This window comes from Chitinophaga sp., from assembly GCF_017745275.1.
Lineage (GTDB): Bacteria > Bacteroidota > Bacteroidia > Chitinophagales > Chitinophagaceae > Chitinophaga.
On the sequence record NZ_JAGHZS010000008.1, the window covers coordinates 167,688 to 186,009 of the forward strand.

General features: G+C 38.6%; 16 protein-coding genes. All 16 read right to left on the minus strand.

Features of this window, described 5'->3' with window-relative positions:
* Window positions 1–7: 7 nt before the first annotated feature.
* Window positions 8–1,072, minus strand: a complete 1,065-nt coding sequence (locus J7623_RS23980; RefSeq protein ID WP_291925171.1) for a hypothetical protein — start codon at window positions 1,070–1,072, stop codon at window positions 8–10.
* On the minus strand, window positions 1,069–2,214 hold the full coding sequence (locus tag J7623_RS23985; RefSeq protein WP_291925173.1) for an NAD(P)-dependent oxidoreductase: 1,146 nt from the start codon (window positions 2,212–2,214) through the stop codon (window positions 1,069–1,071). The genes J7623_RS23980 and J7623_RS23985 overlap by 4 nt, the downstream gene beginning before the upstream one ends.
* A 9-nt stretch (window positions 2,215–2,223) precedes the next feature.
* Window positions 2,224–2,712, minus strand: coding sequence for a DapH/DapD/GlmU-related protein (locus J7623_RS23990; protein ID WP_291925175.1), 489 nt, complete (start codon window positions 2,710–2,712; stop codon window positions 2,224–2,226).
* 183 nt (window positions 2,713–2,895) lie between these two features.
* Window positions 2,896–4,416: an oligosaccharide flippase family protein gene (locus tag J7623_RS23995; RefSeq protein WP_291925177.1), complete on the minus strand. Its 1,521-nt coding sequence runs from the start codon at window positions 4,414–4,416 to the stop codon at window positions 2,896–2,898.
* On the minus strand, window positions 4,343–5,458 hold the full coding sequence (locus J7623_RS24000; protein ID WP_291925179.1) for a hypothetical protein: 1,116 nt from the start codon (window positions 5,456–5,458) through the stop codon (window positions 4,343–4,345). Before J7623_RS24000 ends, J7623_RS23995 begins: the two co-directional genes overlap by 74 nt.
* Before the next feature lie 297 nt (window positions 5,459–5,755).
* The gene (locus J7623_RS24005; RefSeq protein ID WP_291925181.1) at window positions 5,756–6,445 is read right to left on the minus strand and encodes an acylneuraminate cytidylyltransferase family protein; all 690 of its coding nucleotides are present in this window, start codon (window positions 6,443–6,445) and stop codon (window positions 5,756–5,758) included.
* Window positions 6,446–6,447: 2 nt separating this feature from the next.
* Window positions 6,448–7,497: a nucleotidyltransferase family protein gene (locus J7623_RS24010; RefSeq protein WP_291925183.1), complete on the minus strand. Its 1,050-nt coding sequence runs from the start codon at window positions 7,495–7,497 to the stop codon at window positions 6,448–6,450.
* Window positions 7,498–8,655, minus strand: coding sequence for a UDP-N-acetylglucosamine 2-epimerase (neuC, locus tag J7623_RS24015; protein WP_291925186.1), 1,158 nt, complete (start codon window positions 8,653–8,655; stop codon window positions 7,498–7,500).
* Entirely contained in the window at window positions 8,652–9,656 is a 1,005-nt protein-coding gene (gene neuB, locus J7623_RS24020) for an N-acetylneuraminate synthase (protein WP_291925188.1), read from the minus strand. Before neuB ends, neuC begins: the two co-directional genes overlap by 4 nt.
* 19 nt (window positions 9,657–9,675) lie before the next feature.
* Window positions 9,676–9,993 carry a hypothetical protein gene (locus J7623_RS24025; protein ID WP_291925190.1) on the minus strand — a complete coding sequence of 106 codons (318 nt, stop codon included), beginning with the start codon at window positions 9,991–9,993 and terminating at the stop codon, window positions 9,676–9,678.
* Window positions 9,977–10,930: an ATP-grasp domain-containing protein gene (locus tag J7623_RS24030; protein ID WP_291925192.1), complete on the minus strand. Its 954-nt coding sequence runs from the start codon at window positions 10,928–10,930 to the stop codon at window positions 9,977–9,979. Before J7623_RS24030 ends, J7623_RS24025 begins: the two co-directional genes overlap by 17 nt.
* Before the next feature lie 573 nt (window positions 10,931–11,503).
* Window positions 11,504–12,166 (minus strand): class I SAM-dependent methyltransferase, encoded by a 663-nt coding sequence (locus J7623_RS24035; protein ID WP_291925194.1) that lies wholly within the window; start codon window positions 12,164–12,166, stop codon window positions 11,504–11,506.
* Between the two features lie 55 nt (window positions 12,167–12,221).
* Entirely contained in the window at window positions 12,222–13,379 is a 1,158-nt protein-coding gene (locus J7623_RS24040; RefSeq protein WP_291925196.1) for a LegC family aminotransferase, read from the minus strand.
* Window positions 13,376–14,374, minus strand: a complete 999-nt coding sequence (locus J7623_RS24045; RefSeq protein WP_291925198.1) for an NAD-dependent 4,6-dehydratase LegB — start codon at window positions 14,372–14,374, stop codon at window positions 13,376–13,378. The genes J7623_RS24040 and J7623_RS24045 overlap by 4 nt, the downstream gene beginning before the upstream one ends.
* Before the next feature lie 40 nt (window positions 14,375–14,414).
* Window positions 14,415–15,500, minus strand: a complete 1,086-nt coding sequence (locus tag J7623_RS24050) for a Wzz/FepE/Etk N-terminal domain-containing protein (protein WP_291925200.1) — start codon at window positions 15,498–15,500, stop codon at window positions 14,415–14,417.
* A 32-nt stretch (window positions 15,501–15,532) separates the two neighbouring features.
* On the minus strand, window positions 15,533–17,992 hold the full coding sequence (locus J7623_RS24055; protein WP_291925202.1) for an SLBB domain-containing protein: 2,460 nt from the start codon (window positions 17,990–17,992) through the stop codon (window positions 15,533–15,535).
* Window positions 17,993–18,322 lie beyond the last annotated feature (330 nt).

The following is an 18,322-nucleotide window of genomic DNA, read 5'->3' on the forward strand; positions in this document are numbered from 1 at the left end:
ATTATAACTATTTAAAAAATGTACTTATCCATTCAGATAGCCGAAGGGGACTCAGATCGATTCTATGCAATGGCGTTGTTCTTACAAAATCTTCATTTATCTCATCTACAGAATGATCTACTACTTTTATGTATGACGGATCATAAAAATCGCCTCGCTTTACATATTTATTTGTTGTTATTATCTTTTTTCCTGCAGCAAGTGTTTCAATGGTTCTGATTGTTAATCCTGCCTGTCCGGGTACCGGTATATCTATGATACATTTTGCACGACTCATCAGATCAGCAACTTCTGCGCGGTCAATTACCTTATCTTTTATAAAATCCGCTTTCAATTTGCTTTCATTTATCTTCTCCATGAATTTCCGATAAGATGGAAGGAACAGCAGCTTCATTTTGTTCTTTATTCTCTTCATGGCTGATTGATCATCAGCTGCATAATACAGCCAGAGAAAAGCATTGTAGCCGTTTTTCCTGGAAAAGCGGTCCAGGTCGAGTAAAAGATCACATCGATTTTGAGACGGAATACCTACGGATCCCACATATAAAAAGTCTATATCCTGGTTTGCAGCACCGGCTGCGCCTTCATATTCCTTCGTATAAAATAATGGTAAATATTGTACTCCTGTATTGGCTTCACAGTCCACCGGATCAAAGGAGTAGACACGGTTAAACAGGGGAATCAAATCAGCATAATTCCAAACGGAAAAAGAATCCCAAAAATACACAATGCTAATCAGCTTCTCATTATTCAACTTTAGAAAATCAAGCAATGTCTGAGTAATAGAAAAACCTCCTATACTAAAAAAATAATCGAACTTCTTACTGCCGATGGCTACCATGATTTGTTGCGTGTACTTTTTCTTCCTATCTCCCAGGAATAGCCTACGGAGCGAACGAACCAATCCCGGCCTGGAAGTTCCATTGTCTTCCGGGAAAAATTTGTTTTCAAAAAAAGTAACCTCAGCACCCTGACGCTCCAATTCGTGTATAATCTTCAGATGGTAATCATAGAAGACCTGGCCCATGAACAGGATTTTCTTTCCTGCCAGTATATTTCCTTCACCGATCATTTATATAATCCTTTAGCTTTCATTTCAGCTATTGACTGATCATAGCTGCTAGCTGTATTTACCTGTTGTGTATTCACCCAATCTGTAAATCGCTTTAACCCTTCTTCAAATCTAACTTTCGGTACAAATCCGAGCATATCTTTTATTTTTTCCAGGGAAGCGTAATTATGCCGTATGTCTCCCAATCGAAAGTTTCCTGACACATTGAAATCAACAGTTGTGTTATAACAAGCCATCAGATTTTCTACTACTGTAATAACGTCAATCGGCACTCCGGTACCAACGTTAAAAACTTCATTACCCGCTTCTTCTTTCTCAATACCCAAAATGGTAGCGTCTACCACATCATCAATGAAAACAAAATCCCTGCTTTCTTTACCATCTTCAAAAATGTTAATAGACTTACCATTCTTTATCAGCGAAGAAAATATAGATAAAATACCGGTGTATGGATTCGTGAGAGATTGCCCAGGGCCATATACATTCTGATAGCGGAAGGCCACAGCATCAATACCAATCGCTTTACAGACTGTCATCACTAATTGCTCCTGTACCTGCTTGGTAATTCCATAAACAGAAGTGGGGTGTATCTTTGATGTTTCGTCTGTTCCTGTTAATGTAAGTGCGGCTCTGGTAACAGGGTGTTTGACTTCGAAATCCCCTTTCAACATATCCTCTTCTTTGCGAGCCTCAGGATACACCAGTTCATTATTTTCCCCAAAATACTTACCCTCCCCGTAAATTGCACGAGAGGAAGCGATAACCACCTTCTTTATGGTATGCCTGGTATTAGTCAGAATATCCAGCATCAAGGCGGTTGCGCCAATATTTTCATTTGTATACCGCTCAATTTCATACATAGACTGGCCCGTACCGGTTTCGGCAGCCAGATGCACGATCACATCCTGTCCATGAAGTGCCTGTAGCCAATCCTGGCGGGAAACAACAGATCCTCTGATGAAGTTAACCTTGTTTTTGATAGACTTATATAACGGAGAACTCTGTTCAGGATCATCTCCGTGAATCTGGGCAGAAAGTTTATCCAATACCGTGATAGTATACCCTTTCTCAATAAGTTTTAACGATAAATTAGACCCTATAAATCCGGCTCCGCCAGTTATTAAGATGTTTTTATTTTTCATAGTTAATAATTAATTGAATACAGTAAAAGTTCCATCAGGATTAGTTGCTTTCCAGCTATTGCTGTTGAAATCAAATCTTTTTACGATGATGGCCGGGCTTCCGGTGATGATAGAATAATCCGGGTAATCGCCTTTTCTGACTACGGCATTGGCACCAACTACACAATGCTTGCCTAATTTAACTCCCGGTAATATGACAACGTTATTATAAATTTTACAGGCAGCTCCTATTACTACTGGCGTTACCACTAATGTCTGGTATTCCGGAGCAACCTGAATGTCTTTATATGGATGATCAATATCTGTAATACTAACATTTGCGGCAATGGCTGTATCTTTCCCTACTTCGATGCTTCCTGCACAGGTAAGATGCAGGTTCTGCTGAATGGTAACCCGATCTTCCAGCAAAATAGCAGGTGAATACTTTATTCCCATATAAGCGGCTACTCCTTCTACTCTACCATGATGTCCTATATGTACACTATCACCAAGTGTCATAAATTCTGGTGTTAGTTTTATGGGTTTTATGATAATACATCCTTTTCCCAATTTTCTTGTGAAAAGTCCATACCACCAGGCAGTTTTTGTACGATAAAAAAAAGTGCGAAGTATGACTACCTGATTGAATAAAGATTGCTTAAAAAAAAAGTTGTACAATGCCATTACATTCGTTTTAAGCGGTTACGCTGTTTTCCTGGAAAACAACAGAAAATTCCAATCTTTTTTGAGGTTACATCCTAATAAAACAAAGGTTAACCCTGAAAAAATGAGTACCATTAACGCTTTTATCAATAAAATAACTAAAAGATTACTAAAATTAGAAAAAAGATCAAATAATAATGGTACACTTAAAACAAGCACCAGCAATACTAGTTGTTGAATTAACATTTTACCATTTACCCTGGCGTAACACTGGCTAATGATGTTGCCAACAAGGCTGGCACTGAAAGCCGCCACAATAGCGCCGTAATAGCCATAATGTGGTATGAGTATAAAGTTCAACGTAATTGATACAACAGCTGAGAGAATAATAGAAAGAGAAATGATCTTTTGTTTTTTCTCTGCGATGAGAATGGTATTCAAATAGAGGTTTACTCCTGATAAGATAACTGCTAATATCATCCCGGGTACAATCACATAACCGGCCTGAAATGCTTTGGATCCCATAAATCTGAAAACTTCCTTTGCAATAATAGCAATACCAAACCCACCGATATAAACAAACAATAAATAGTATTTATATAAGCGGGCACTCAAACTTGCAAAGTCATCAGTAGCATACGCCTTGAATAAAATAGGTTCTATTGTTTTATACAAGGCCTGGATAACTACATTTAATGCAATAGAAATAGTAACAGCAACGGAGTAAATGCCTATTTCGTTGAGGCCTACAAACCGCTCCAGTATGATCCTGTCACTGATTGTAATAATAAGGTACGAGAGCCCTCCGGGAATCAGCGGAAGGGAAAATGTCAACGCCTCTTTAAGTCGCTTAAAATTAAATCGGATGGGAGCGTATTGTGATATTATCAGATAATAGATAATCCCGAAAGGGATATTGATCAGCAATCTCGCATAAAATGTTCCTAACAACCCCAAATGCAATATTACTACCAATACGTAGGTGGCTGCATATTGAAAGATAATTCTTGAAACGCTTAAATTAAAAAAGGCTTTGGTATTACCTTTCACCCTATAAAGAACCAAGGGGATAATAGATATTACGTCAAAGAAGTTATTGATTATACCCAGAAAAAAGTAAGGATAGAACGGTATCTTAATATTAAATGCAGACAGGAGATATGGTACAATCAAAATCTGTAACCCCAGCAGGACTACATTAAAGGCACAGATAATTAGAAAGATGTCTCCCACCAACCGCTTTTTCTCCTTCTCGTCCGGTTCCAGATAGTAGTGCCTGAGTACATAACTGTTCAGTGAAAGAGAAGCAATTACATACACAAAGGCCATTACCGCATTGATATAACTGTTTATCCCATATTCACTGGTTGACAGATACCTGGTTAATATTGGCAAAAGAAAAAAGGCAAGTACACGCGGTATAATTTCTCCCAAAGAGTAAAATACAGTCGCACCTAATACTTTTCTACCCTGTAAGTTCACTGGCTTAAATATTATTTTTTTCCATAAAATCAGAAAACATGGCGGCATCAAAATTCTTAAAAAAGAATCCTTCCTCATACTTTTCTGTTACCACATTATCATCGAGTATCTGTTTCAGTTGCATGGCATCTGATACAAAATGTAAATTCACCAGACCTTCTGCGTCATCCGGGGTCATTGCCCCTTCTACGTTGTAAACAATACCTGTTCTTTGTGCCTGCAATGCCTCGTAGATTGCCGTAGATTTAATCACCAGGGTTGCTTTCGTTTGCTGAACCAGCTGCCCCATACTCATTTCATTGGTAATAACGCTGACGGTATCAAACGACTCAAAAGCCGCTGCATAGAAAGCTGCTTCATTCCATTGATTGGGATGTAATTTGAAATAAACCATGGTATGATTGTCTAACTTCAGAAACGCCAAAATAAATTCTTTTAGCTGTTCACCATAAATGTTGGCACTTACCACTGTTAAGCCTTCAGGTTGCTTCCCCTCTACTGCTTGCATCAACAAGCTTTTATAGAAGCTGGTGTTACCGATCGGCATTATTGTTCCAACCGGGTAAAATAATAGCTTTGTCCAATATTCTGAAAAACTAAAAAAATAAGCCGGCAGGCAAATGGACAATGCCGGATAACTAATGCGCTCGTTATAACTGTAAGCAATATGTGCTCTTTCTATTAGCCCGTGCTGATATTCTATTACTGGAACTCCAAGATCTCTTCCCGCTGCAAATAGCCCTTTCTGTATACCATTCTGTGTTATAAATATGGCTTTTACCTGCTTTCTCTTTATAATCCGCTTATAAAAACCATAATCAAATTTAAAGCCATTAATAAGGTTATTTAAATACTGATTATCGAGGCCAGGGCAACTGCCAAATGTAGTATTAATAAGGTTCAATAAACTGGTGTAGTCATCTCTTTTATAAAATCGCTGTAGAATTCTCCTCAACAGACCAATATTATAGTAGTTACTTTGGGGATATTGATAGGCTGATTTTTTTGCTTCAAATGTTTCGAGGATAAAGGCTTCCTTGTGAAGCCGTTTTAATACATCATCCAAGTTTTGATCAAAGAACTTGTTATCTGAAGATTTATTTCGGGCATTTGTAATCATCAGATATTTATACTTTCCGAAGAGGAAAAAAAAGGCCAGTCTTGCCAGGTAAATAATGTTCTGACATAAGCTCTTGATAGCATTTTTTTTGGTAGCAATGGCGGTTGTTACTACTTTATCCTGGTTACGTAACAAACAATAAAAAACATCAAAACGTACAAGATCCCATATAAATAAACCAGCTCCATTCTTCAATCCGAATAGCCCGTTTTCTTCTTCAAAAGTATGGAAGCTTCGCCAGTCAACCAGTTTATGCTCACAATTACTCATCCATTAAAACTATTAAGCGTATACTAATTATCTGTTTGCATTCCGATGAATAAGGAACTCTGTCCACTCCCAATCCAATGGATTATCTATATCTACTGAAGAATAATCATCCATAACATATTTACGGATCTTGGAAAACTCCTGGAATGATTTATTTGTCAATGCTTTGACATTGATTACATAGATAGCGCCATTATATTCCCATACCTTGGGACAATCATGCCTGCTGGTAAAGTTTCCTGTTTTCGACTTTCGAAGAAATCCTTCTTCATTTTCTTCAAATAATACATAATATGGATTGGAGGAGGTTTCTTTCACGCTCACCACCATATCAAGCTCTTCATTATATAAAGCCATTGCTTCTTTTACCTGTTGGGAATTACGAAGAGGAGAAGTAGGTTGTAACAGCACAATTACATCATACAGCACTCCCTTTTGGCTATAAAAATCGATGGCGTGTAAACAAACCTCCCTGGATCCGGCAGTATCTGATGCCAGTTCTTCCGGCCTTACAAAAGGGACTTTCAGTCCGGTACTTTCCGCTACTTTTATAATGTTGGCATCATCAGTTGATATGCATATATCCTCGTTGCTGGCGAGGTCCTGGGCTACTTCTATGCTATAATTAATAAGCGGCTTATTATTAAGTAGTTTGATATTCTTACCTGGAACACCTTTGGATCCCCCCCTTGCAGGAATTAGAAATAATGGCCTCATGTTTAAAAGTTAAGGTGTTTGATATCCTCCTGCGCCTGAACGAAATCCTGCGGGCGACCGATATCCAGCCAATATCCGAGAATGGGATAGTGCATCACTTTCTTCTTCTCTGCGATTAGTAGTTCCATAAAGTCAGTTGCATTAAAAAACTGTCCTTTATTTAAATAGGATAACAGTGATTTTTTCAGGAGATAAATTCCGCCGTTAGAGTAGTAACTGTAAGTTGGTTTCTCATCAAATGAAATTACATCACCACCTGATATCTGTAAAACAGCATATGGAATTTTCACCTGATAAGGAATGCTGGCAATCATGAAATCTGCTTCGGATGCAACGAACGACTTATAAAAATCCAGGAGGTCAATGTTGGTAAGTATATCAGAATTCATTAGCAGAATGTCATCCGAATTAAAACCATCGATGAGGCTCAATGCCCCAAATGTTCCGAGTGGTTCATCTTCTTCAACATATCCGATGTTAATATTCTTTGACGTGCCATCTCCGAAATACGACTTAATTTGTTCGCCAAGATACCGGATAGAAATGGTAATATGTTGAATACCGAAATTGGCAAAACGATCGATATTATGTTCAATAATTGGTTTAGATCCCACCTTCAACAACGGCTTCGGACACTGATCTGTGAGAGGTGCCAGCCGTTCTCCCCGTCCACCAGCCATCAATACCGCACAAATCGGCAATAGCTCACGATATTGGTTCAAATCCAAAACACCAATCACTTCCTTGAAGTTGCCAAGAACCGGGGCAAAGCGTATATTTTTATTCCTCAATACCTCCACTTCTGCTATTGGAGGTTGGTGAGAAACAAGATATCTGCAGGAAGCATTGCATACGTTATTTATTAAGTCAGCAGGTGTAACATCCTTTAACAGCCCCCTCCTTATATCTCCATCGCTCACAGAACCACACAGACGTCCTTCGTCATCCACTACAAATAAAACCGCATTTACAATTCCTAAACGATCTATTTGTGCCATTGCCTGCTTAACAGTAGCTGCGTTACTAATTAAGTGTAGTTTCCAATTCTGCATTTATAAGTCGTAAAATTGTTTTTGAATATTTTTTATCTGTGTAAAACCTGCAAACACTTTCATCATCTGTTCTGTGGTATTCCCATTACCATAAGGATTTTCTATTTCCTTACATTTTTGCATAAACTCACCAGAGAAAGCAATTTCCATACCTTTTATGATATCTGCACTAGTGGGATTAACATGTAATACGCTATCTGCTGCAATTCTCCCTTTCTGTCTGTCGCCTATATTAACTGTTGGAATATGAAAAGAAGGAATTTCCACTATTCCACTGGATGAATTTCCTATCACTGCTTTCACATAAGGGATCAGGGAAAGATATCTTTTCTGTCCCAGAGATTGAAATGCAAAAAATTTATCGGGGTATTGTTTTACGGTATCCTGAATCATTTCAATTACTACTCTGCCATCGGCATCTGCATTTGGATAAGTTATTACCACCTGCAAATCCTTAAAATGGAGCAAAGCGTTTATTATTTCCTGAAACTGGCTCCTGGAGGTGTTTTTTTCCAATGTTACCGGGTGGTAAGTGACTAATACGGTAGGTCTGGAAAGATCAATAGATAAGGATGCCTCCAGTTCCTGCTGGGAGAAGCGCTCCATTTTCTTAATATTATCTATACCAATAGCGCCAACATTGAATACTCTTGCTGGGTCTTCTCCTAACTGAATGACTCTTTTCCGATATACTTCTGTAGCAGTAAAATGCCAATAGGCCATCTTGGTAATAGCATGCCTAAAAGCTTCGTCGGTAGCTCCTTCTGTTGTTTCTCCACCACTTATGTGTATAATGGGGAATTGAGCGATATAGGCAGCTGAAGCTGCCGCAAACGCTTCAAATCTATCTCCCAGTATTACTACATAATCAGGATTCAGCGCAGCAAACGCATCTGTATAGCCTATGATGCCAATACCCACTGATTTAGAGATTCCTACAGCGGTGTCACTTGAAAGCAACATATCTACTTTTGCGTCTATTTTCAAACCATCCGCTTCGATCAGCTTATAGGTAAGTCCAAATTCCGGCGAGAGGTGCATGCCGGTTACCAACAGCTGCAATTCAAAATCGCTTTCAGCTTCAATTGCTTTCATTAAGGGCAGCAGCAAACCGTATTCAGCACGTGTTCCGGTAACAAAACAGACTTTCTTCCTCATATGGCTATCAGTTCATCCATTTGAAAGTCTCTTTCTGCCTTTTTACCAATAACGTCAAACCAAAGCATCGGACTTAATCCATCACCCGGTCTTTTCACGGTAAGGTTTTCTTCTGTAAATAATTCCCCTTTCTTAATATCTGTGGCTGCTACAATACTCTTACGTGCAATACTTTTATTTTTGCTTTCGGATGCAGAAGGGACCTTGTTGCCACTACCTAATGCTTTTTCCACATTACGTATGGCCCTCACCATCGCTGCTAACTCATCGGGCGACAAAGATGCTGCATGATCCGGACCTTCCATCGCTTTATCTATGGTATAATGCTTTTCAATCAGGCGTGCACCTAATGCTACTGCAGCTACAGGTGCTTCAATTCCCGGAGTATGATCAGAATATCCGATCTGTACGTTGCACTCCTTACCAATAGTTTGCATGGCCTTCAGATTGGCATCTTCGAAAGGTGTAGGATACTCTGTATTGCAATGTAACACAACAATATTTTCTTTCTTTGCACCGTATTTTATCAGGATGTCTATCGCTGTTTTGATCTCTTCCATATCAGTCATACCTGTAGACATGATAAGTTTTTCAAAGCTTTTCGCCATTTTGATCAGGTAGGGCAAATTGACAATTTCTCCTGAAGGTATTTTACCATAGGAGATGCCAAGATCCTTTAAAAAGTCTATACTTGGGAAGTCAAAAGGGGTTGACAAAAACATAATGCCTTTGTCAGCAGCATAGGCATTTAGCTCTATAAACTGGTCAAATGATAATTCCAGTTTTTTGACCATATCCAGTTGCGTCTCATTTGCACCGGTACTTTCTTTCTGGTAGGCTGCTTTCTGGGCAAATTTAGAGATGCCTTTTTCTGCAATAAAAGTCTGAAACTTAACAGCATCAGCCTTTGCGTCAACGGCTATATCAATAAGTTGTTTGGCTAAGCGTATATCTCCATTATGATTTACTCCTGCTTCGGCAATAATAAATACTTTTTCCATGCAATAAAATTAAACAGATTTATTTTTTCTTCCGCATATTGATTTTCTCCTTGACATTCACCCAATTATCGCAGGTGATTGCCCTGTCATCAATCCAAACATCGCCTATGGGTTTTCCTAGTATTAGCTGATGGTAGGGCACGTGATGACGCTTTAACCAATCAACAGTCATTTCATATTCCATCCAGGTACGGGCGGAATAAAGGATGATAATGTGTCCTTCATTATACAGTTCAGTTATATTCTCTATTGCATTCGGCAAAGGTTTCGCCATACTTCTGCTAAACTGACGTTCTTCCGTACAAATTGTACCATCCAAATCAATTATTATCTGCATAAAAATAAAATTCTCTAAAGGCTCTTACCATTAACAAATTCTCCCGCCATTGATCAAAAGGAGCATTAATTATATTTTGATAATCATTTAATAAATATTGTACCACATCTGCACCAGCAGCGATAGACGTTAGTACCCCTCCTCCTAGTCTGGGATTAATTTCCATCACAAATACTTTCCCACTTGATTTCTCTTTCAAAAACTGGATAGTAATGGGGCCAATAAATTTTCCCGCCATTAAAATTTGTTTAGAGAGATCTATGATGCTATCATCTTTTATGGTAATCGATTTGATAGCTTCTCCGCCAGCCACTTCTAAACGTTTTCTGGGCACAATGGAGACAATATTAGCATTTTTTCCAACGTAGCAGTCAACAGTATACTCATCAGCAACAACAAAATGTTGCAGCAGATAGTCAGACGTCTCTTTTTCTTCTTTAAATCTTGCAAAAGACTGATCGTCTTTTAATATAATTAATCCTTTGGAAGCGGACCCATAGCGGGGTTTGGCTATCATTGGCCAATTCCCGGTATTATTATCCGGCACAGGGAAAGCATTCTGAATAAACCAATCATTTGCAGATACCTTATCAAACATAATGTGACAAATATTCTCGTCGCTGACAGGAATAAAAATATCAGGCAACAAACGGCCCAGATGCCGGGATATGAGGATAGCAGGATCTACAAAAGGTAGCACAATATTAATGTGGTTATCCTGAATACATTGAGCTAAATGTGCCAATATATTTTCATCTTTCCATCGCAGTCCAACAATTACTTCGGCCACTTCGGCAATAGGGACAAATTTATCCAATTCATATGAAAATATTTTAACATTAATATTTCTCTCTTTTCCCGCCTTGATAAAATGCTCTGCTATAGAAGTTCTTTTTGCTCCTCCAAGGAATAATATATTCAAGGTTTTCTCATGCATGGCTGCTTTTTTTTTCCTAATAGACGTTACGGTTAATATTACAAATTAGTTCTCCGTGTGACAATTACCTTAGTTCAAAAACTTAGATTAACAAGTTGAGTCTTTTTTAATGTGGTCATACCTGTTTTACATTCCAACCATATTTCATGACTTATCCATTATCAGTGAACACATCACAGATTATATGTTTTTCAATAAATCAATTTGAATATTTCGTGGCTTTCCAGATATGTTTTGGAGAATTACTTTTAGAGTAAATCAACACCTGTTTTGAGTAACTATTCATTACAGTTACTACGTTCGAGGCTTCCAAATAATGTAATACTCAACCATGATTCATATTAACACAAATCATTATAACCACATTTTAGTGTTATTATGGCAGCTAAGTTAATATAATTTTAATAGAATGTATAGAAATACCTCCATCATGGGGAGTTTGTAGACATAAAACAGAAAAACGAAGGGGAATGAGGCTGAGAAACATAAATTACTTGCTGGCTAAGGTATGCGGCTTACACTTTTACTAAGACACAGCATCTTCCAATAAACGCTTTTCAGGGAAGGTAACCTTTATTTAACTGCTAAAATAACATAGTCGCTGATATGAATTTGTTCGTTGTGAGAAGTGTAGTCCAATGAATCAATTGATTCAATTGTAAATACTGATCCGTAAATATCGTGTATAGATGCTTTATTACTAAGACGGATAAACCCTTTACCTGAAAGAGGTCCATCAGAAACATTGTTAAATTCTAACAGCCCTATCTCATCATAGGTTTTTCCCAAATACATTTTATCTGAAAAAGTACGGCTATACAGCTTGCCTTGTGGCTTCAGCACCCGTCTAATTTCCTGTAATATTCTCCGGGTATTCTCCTGATTATTGGTATATAAACATTGATTGTCTATTACCGCGTCGAAAAAGTTATCTTCATAAGGCAGGATGGAAATATCTCCTATGCTTAGGCTGGCTGACAAGCCTTCCCTTTGTAACCTGCTGACAGCAATGTCAATGGCTACTTTACTGGCATCGATACCATAAGTATCAAACCCCTCCCTTGAAATAAACCAGATATTGGCACCTGTTCCGCAGCCAACTTCCAATATTTTAACCCGGGGCCGGTTAGCTTTGTAGTAGTTGCGGGCAATGAATTGTATGAGACTTTCTGATGGATATTTGCCCCATTCCTGGTTAGCAAAAACATTATCCCAAATGGGATCCCAACTTTCCATAGTGCGATAGTATTAAAATTAAAAAAATTAAAACTAAGCAACCACAAACATCTTACTACACCGGTAAAAAACGGACACTGCTCGGTATATTCACCACACGGTCTTCTAACCATTCTGCATTCATTAAATCTCCCTTTTGGCAGTGCTCATACATAGGCAGCCTGGTCATCAGGGTCCATATGGGTCTGCACATTACCTGCTGTTGATTGGCAAATGCAAGGAAATTATCTCTTTCCTCACGGTTGTTCAACAAAATTGCATTCAACCAAAAATTAGCTTTACCACCTGGTATTTCCTGTACAAAAGGAATACCTTTCTCACTAAAATAATTTTTGTAAAGGCTTGCCAATTCCCGTTTATTCTCCACAAAGCTGTTAAGCTGTTCCAGCTGGGCGCATGCCAGTGCTGCAGTAATATTTGGTAACCGGTAATTGTAGGCAATTTCATCATGCACGAATTCCCATGCATGAGGTATTTTGGCCGTGGTAGAAATATGCTTAGCTCTGTGGGCTACACTTTCATCATTGGTAATAATTGCACCTCCTGCACCGCAGGTAACCGTTTTATTACCGTTAAAACTAAATGTACCCATCAGGCCGAAAGTTCCTGTATGCGCTCCCTTATAATAACTACCCAGAGATTCAGCAGCATCTTCAATCAACTTAATATGAAAAGCATTACACACCTCTGCAACTTCATCTATCCTTAAAGGGAAACCAAACGTATGCATTGGCAGGCAGGCAACAATTCGTCTTCCACTTGTTTTATTTATACAAACGCCTTCCTCATTGATGTAAGTATTATTTTCCAGGAAAGTCCGCAAAGCAGTTGGTGACAATCCCATGGTATCTTTGTCTACATCTACAAAAACGGGTACCCCACCCGCCTGGCTAATCGCATTGGCTGTGGCAACAAATGTAAGTGGCTGTGTAATCACTTCATCGCCATGTCTGACGTCTGCAAGTACCAGTGCGAGGTGCAAAGCAGCAGTGCCGTTTACTATTGCAATAGCATACTTTGCTCCTGTAATTTCAGCCATCATCCGCTCAAATCTGTTAACATACTCCCCCACAGAAGAAACGAAAGTAGAATCTAATGTATCCATTACATATTTACGCTCATTCCCCCCAAAGTAAGGAGCATGTAATGGTATAAATCCCTCCGGTTTGTTAAATACTGATCTTATGTAAGCTACTATTTCCTCCTGTATCATATGTTGTAGATATCCGCTTTGTATTGTTTTAAATGCTGATCATTCCTGAACCAGGCAATTGTTTCCTCCAATCCCTGATCCAATGTATAAGATGCAGTCCAGGATGTGTGTTGCTTCAATTTTTCGCAAGAACCAAACAACCTGAATACTTCGCTCTTAGCGGGCCTTAACCGGTCAGAATCATGCAAAATGGTAGCATTGGGATTGATGAGATTCACAATCTTCTGCGCCAGGTCACCTACCGTTATTTCAGATTGAGTGGCAATATTACAATCTGTGCCAATGAGGCTATCTGCCTTAGCAATAGCGACAAAACCTTTTACCGTGTCTTTAACAAACAGTAAATCTCTTGTAGGGGTAATATCTCCCAGCTTTATTTCTGTTTTACCAGCCAGCAATTGAGTAATGATGGTAGGTATAACAGCTCTGGCAGACTGACGTGGTCCATAAGTATTGAATGGCCTTACAATCGTAAGAGGTAAGTCGAAACTCCGGTAAAAAGATTCAGCGATACAATCTGCCCCTATTTTAGAAGCGGAATAAGGTGATTGTGGTTGTCTGTCATGTTTTTCATCTATCGGCACGTAGCATGCAGTACCATATACTTCAGAGGTAGAAGTAACCAGTACCCGCTCAATTCCCAGATCTTTCGCCGCCTGAACAATATTCAAAGTTCCTTTTACATTGGTATCTATGTAGGAATCAGGAGAATGGTAGCTAAAAGGGATAGCAATGAGGGCAGCAAGATGAAAAACAACATCTACGCCTTTCATGGCAGTCCTTACTCCGTTTGGATCACGTATGTCGCCTGCGAAGATCTCTATATTTGATAATTCTTCTTTTGACAATGTATCCAGCCATCCCCAGCTATTGAAAGAGTTATAATATACAAATGCTTTTACCTGCGCTCCTTCAGCCATTAATTGTTGCACAAGGTGACTACCAATAAAACCATCCGCACCTGTTACTAAAACCTTTTTATTTTTTATTTCCATATGCTAAAACGAAATTCTGACATTGAGATAGGTGGACTGTTTATTTTCCATCCAAAATATCCCTTAATATTTTTTTAATCAGTAAATAGAAAACGATCAAAACACCCCCCATAAAACCACCAAATATCAGCCCCTTTAATTTGCCTAATTTCACCTTCTCCAAAGGCAAAATAGGAGTATCCACAATTTGAATGACTGGTGTTTCCTGTGCCATTGAAATTTTGGTAAATTCCAGATTCTTCACCACTTCTCCGTACATTGTTTGTAATACCATTTTGTCTCTCATCGCAAACTCAACATTGACACTTGCCACCTGTTTAGCCGGATTCATATTAAGATCCTGCACAGCAGCTGCTGAGTAAGTTTTACGATTCAACAATATCTCCAGTGAATCAGCCTGCGACTGTAATCTGTCAACATTTGATTTCGTTTTCTTAGTTTTCGTTTCAATATAAAAGCCGGCAGCCTCATCAACCAACGATTCCGTAAATACCTTAGAGAAATTCTCGCTTAGAGAAGTACAGGTAACTGAGATGAAATTATACTGCTTTGCGGTTTTGTCTACATCCAGGTTACTTTTTACAATGGTGTTGTAAATAACCTGAAGAATACTGTCCTGAAGTAACGAAAATTTGGTTCTTTCCTGTCCAAGCGGAAAATGTATCTGTTGTAATTCCGGTTTCTTCCAGGTTTGTCTGAGCTTATTGAATTCAATATAGTGTTCTGCCAGTGTCATTTTCTTCCCATCTTCCACAATAGGAGAAAGTAAAGTTTTCTCAATCATCAACCTTGACTTCAAAAACACCATAATATTATCTCCCTGAAAAATGCCACTGCTTCCACTACCTGACAAATCTATCCCAAACTGACTAGCCATTCCCATGTAAGCTCCCAAAGGACCTGCACTGTTTTCCTCCATAACAAAGGTGAGTTCCCCTTTGTACAAAGGCTTCTTAATAAATGCATAAGTAAGCCCCAGCGCAGCGCCAATAATAGCTACGAGAATAATGAGGAACTTTTTACTCCATAGAAAACGTAACCATTCCTGCATTGTTAAAATAATGGATTTCAGCGTTAACTCCTGTTCGCCTACATCAATTCCTCGCGATCGTTGGGATGATTCCATTTATATTTCTTTTATACTAAAACCCTGTTAGATTATTTTACCCTGGTCAGAATAGTCACTACAATCAATGCAATAGAAGCAAGACCACTGCTAAACCCGATTAGTTCCTGCGGAGATAGGCCTCTTCTCTCTCTCTTACTTGGAATATACACTTCTGCACCGGGCTTTAATTTTGGATATTTGTTAAAAAAGAATATCTTTCTTGTACTTTTTATTTCTCCATTAGAATATACCACATAACTTCTTCTTTTCAATGCAGAGGAAGTAAAACCACCAGCTCCCCGTATATAATCACGGAAAGCATATCCTTTATCGAAGCGAATTTTCTTGGGGAAATAAACCTCTCCAAACATCTGAATTGTTTGAAGTTTCTTGGGAATTTTCAACACATCACCTTCCTCCAGTAAAATATCATATTTAGATGACGGATTCTTCAAAATTTCCGGCAGCTTAATTCCGAGCAATTGATATTTACGTTCCATCATACTCTTTACACTCGAAATACTGGTACTGTCTTCCAGCTTGCTATAAAACAACGCAAGTTTGTTACTTAACAACGCACTATCCGAACTATTGATATATGTTCTGCGCAACAGTACTGCTCCTTCAGGAAACGCTTCCTCTCTGAGTCCACCAGACCTTTTAATAACATCAGAGATATGCTCTCTCTTGTTAATAATAGTATACTGTCCCGGATAGACTACTTCTCCTTCCAGCAGAACATTTGCCTGTTCGCTATAAGCTGGGGATTTACGGATAATTATCTCATCAAAGGGTTCTAATATCACTTGTTGCCCTGCAATACCAGATAAATCGGCAGTGATATCAAACTGTTTAATAATGGCTTTTGCCGTGTCTTTGCTATTATAATCACCTTTCCTGATCCTTCTTGATATTTCCACATGCTTCAAGGAAGCCGCGTCACGGAGTCCTCCTGCAAGTAAAACCAAATCCTCAAGTCTCATGCTATCTGCATAAGGAAATAGTCCCGGTCTGTTTACCTCTCCCCCAATAAATACGGAAAAGCCTTGGCGGAGATCAAATTTCGAAAAAATGACTATACTATCTTCTTTCTCTACCGGAATCACTGTTTTACCACCAACTACATCCTGTACATTAAAGCTGATAATAGCAGGTGTGAAATCATGCTGTAAACGGCGGATAATACCGCGATTCAAAGAAGCCTCTTCCCGTACACCATCGGCCTTCTTAATCAGATCGGCAATGGTCATTCCCGGTTCCAGCCCATAATTTCCGGGATGAAATACTGCACCGGCAATGGTAACGCGATTGCTAAAGCGGTTCAATATGGAATCAATAAAAAACTGGTCTCCTGATTTCAGCTTAAAAGAAGCGATTTCATCTGCTTTAACATTGATCACTTCTCTTTCCTTATTGTTGATACGGTATCCTGTTATATTTTCTTTAAAAGAACCATCCGTATATCCTCCGGCATAGTCAAGCATAGTTTGAAGCGTTTCATTATCTTTCGCTTCAAATATAGCAGGGTGCTTCACTTCTCCTATCAACTCCACTCTTGTTTTATATGGATTTACTTTCACAATATCCTGATCCTGCAAAATAATGTTGTTCGATAAATCTCCCCTGGTAAGAAAATCATACAAATCAAATGTATTAATCACCTGACCGTTACGGATAACCTGTATATTACGAAAAGAGCCATTATCGTTAGGTCCACCGGACACATATAACGCATTAGCCACAGAAGCCAGGGAAGGCAGGGTATAAGAACCTGGCCGATCAATTTCACCAATTATCAATACGCGGATACTCCGGATATTTCCCAATGACATTTGCACAAAGGTTTTTCCTGTACCTATGGTAGAATATATAGTAGATAATTGTTTAGTAATCCTTGTTTTAGCTTCCTCAATGGTTAAACCATTTACGTATACAGGACCCAGGTTGGGAATACGGATGTAGCCTTCTGCTGTTACGGTTAAATTATATTGTACTTCGGAATAACCATATATATCAATCATCAATTGGTCGTTCGCTGCAAGCCTGTAATTAGAAGGAGTGGGGATTCTTAAGTTCGGTTCAAAAGTGAGGTTCTTATTACTGAAGAGTTCCGCTCCGAAAATCTTTTTCCTTTTTATGTCGTCGGGATTAAGTCTTTGTCTGAATAAATCAACATTACTGGTATCTGAATCATTAAACGATCGCCCTGAATACTGATTGTCCTGTTGAAAGGTTTCTGAATTCTTCTTTTTATCCAGGCTTTTATCAAGCCCCATCATCGTGATCCTCGTTTTCAGCTTCTCAGCCTCCGCTGGTGGCACTCCTTTCTGTTCCGCATAAGAATCAATATCAGACATACTCATATTGTTCTGCTTCATTTCGGCAACAATTCTACGTATCTGAGCATCTGATAAATTGTCGATATTCACCTGCGCTGGGGACGGTACCTGTGCCATTACACACAAACCTATAAACAGGAACAGTTGGACCAACAGTAATTTTCTTAACATGTATAATAGGATCTAAACTTTCTCGAATCTTTTTTGGAATCAATCTTACCTGGCTGCCGCCAAATAAGCTGCAAATCTATAAAAAATAACATATAAATGTTAGATTCATCAGAATTCTACCACTTTTGGGATGAAATCACTATGAACTGTCGGCTGATAGATTAAGCATGCTTTCGAAAGATATGGTTCCCGCTCTGCAAATATGCGTCCAAATATTGAAGCAGCTCTAATTTTAAGATTATTATAATATATAAATATTATAAATGTGATAAATCCCTATTATTAAAATCCTTTTCCCGTTCTTATACGTTTATCTATTAGAGAGTCGTC

What these genes read in the sequence shown, in the direction of transcription:
- J7623_RS23980 (WP_291925171.1), bottom strand. Translation starts at nt 1,072, where the DNA reads ATGATCGGTGAAGGAAATATACTGGCAGGAAAGAAAATCCTGTTCATG.
- J7623_RS23985 (WP_291925173.1), bottom strand. Translation starts at nt 2,214, where the DNA reads ATGAAAAATAAAAACATCTTAATAACTGGCGGAGCCGGATTTATAGGG.
- J7623_RS23990 (WP_291925175.1), bottom strand. Translation starts at nt 2,712, where the DNA reads ATGACACTTGGTGATAGTGTACATATAGGACATCATGGTAGAGTAGAA.
- J7623_RS23995 (WP_291925177.1), bottom strand. Translation starts at nt 4,416, where the DNA reads ATGAGGAAGGATTCTTTTTTAAGAATTTTGATGCCGCCATGTTTTCTG.
- J7623_RS24000 (WP_291925179.1), bottom strand. Translation starts at nt 5,458, where the DNA reads ATGATTACAAATGCCCGAAATAAATCTTCAGATAACAAGTTCTTTGAT.
- J7623_RS24005 (WP_291925181.1), bottom strand. Translation starts at nt 6,445, where the DNA reads ATGAGGCCATTATTTCTAATTCCTGCAAGGGGGGGATCCAAAGGTGTT.
- J7623_RS24010 (WP_291925183.1), bottom strand. Translation starts at nt 7,497, where the DNA reads ATGCAGAATTGGAAACTACACTTAATTAGTAACGCAGCTACTGTTAAG.
- neuC (WP_291925186.1), bottom strand. Translation starts at nt 8,655, where the DNA reads ATGAGGAAGAAAGTCTGTTTTGTTACCGGAACACGTGCTGAATACGGT.
- neuB (WP_291925188.1), bottom strand. Translation starts at nt 9,656, where the DNA reads ATGGAAAAAGTATTTATTATTGCCGAAGCAGGAGTAAATCATAATGGA.
- J7623_RS24025 (WP_291925190.1), bottom strand. Translation starts at nt 9,993, where the DNA reads ATGCAGATAATAATTGATTTGGATGGTACAATTTGTACGGAAGAACGT.
- J7623_RS24030 (WP_291925192.1), bottom strand. Translation starts at nt 10,930, where the DNA reads ATGCATGAGAAAACCTTGAATATATTATTCCTTGGAGGAGCAAAAAGA.
- J7623_RS24035 (WP_291925194.1), bottom strand. Translation starts at nt 12,166, where the DNA reads ATGGAAAGTTGGGATCCCATTTGGGATAATGTTTTTGCTAACCAGGAA.
- J7623_RS24040 (WP_291925196.1), bottom strand. Translation starts at nt 13,379, where the DNA reads ATGATACAGGAGGAAATAGTAGCTTACATAAGATCAGTATTTAACAAA.
- J7623_RS24045 (WP_291925198.1), bottom strand. Translation starts at nt 14,374, where the DNA reads ATGGAAATAAAAAATAAAAAGGTTTTAGTAACAGGTGCGGATGGTTTT.
- J7623_RS24050 (WP_291925200.1), bottom strand. Translation starts at nt 15,500, where the DNA reads ATGGAATCATCCCAACGATCGCGAGGAATTGATGTAGGCGAACAGGAG.
- J7623_RS24055 (WP_291925202.1), bottom strand. Translation starts at nt 17,992, where the DNA reads ATGTTAAGAAAATTACTGTTGGTCCAACTGTTCCTGTTTATAGGTTTG.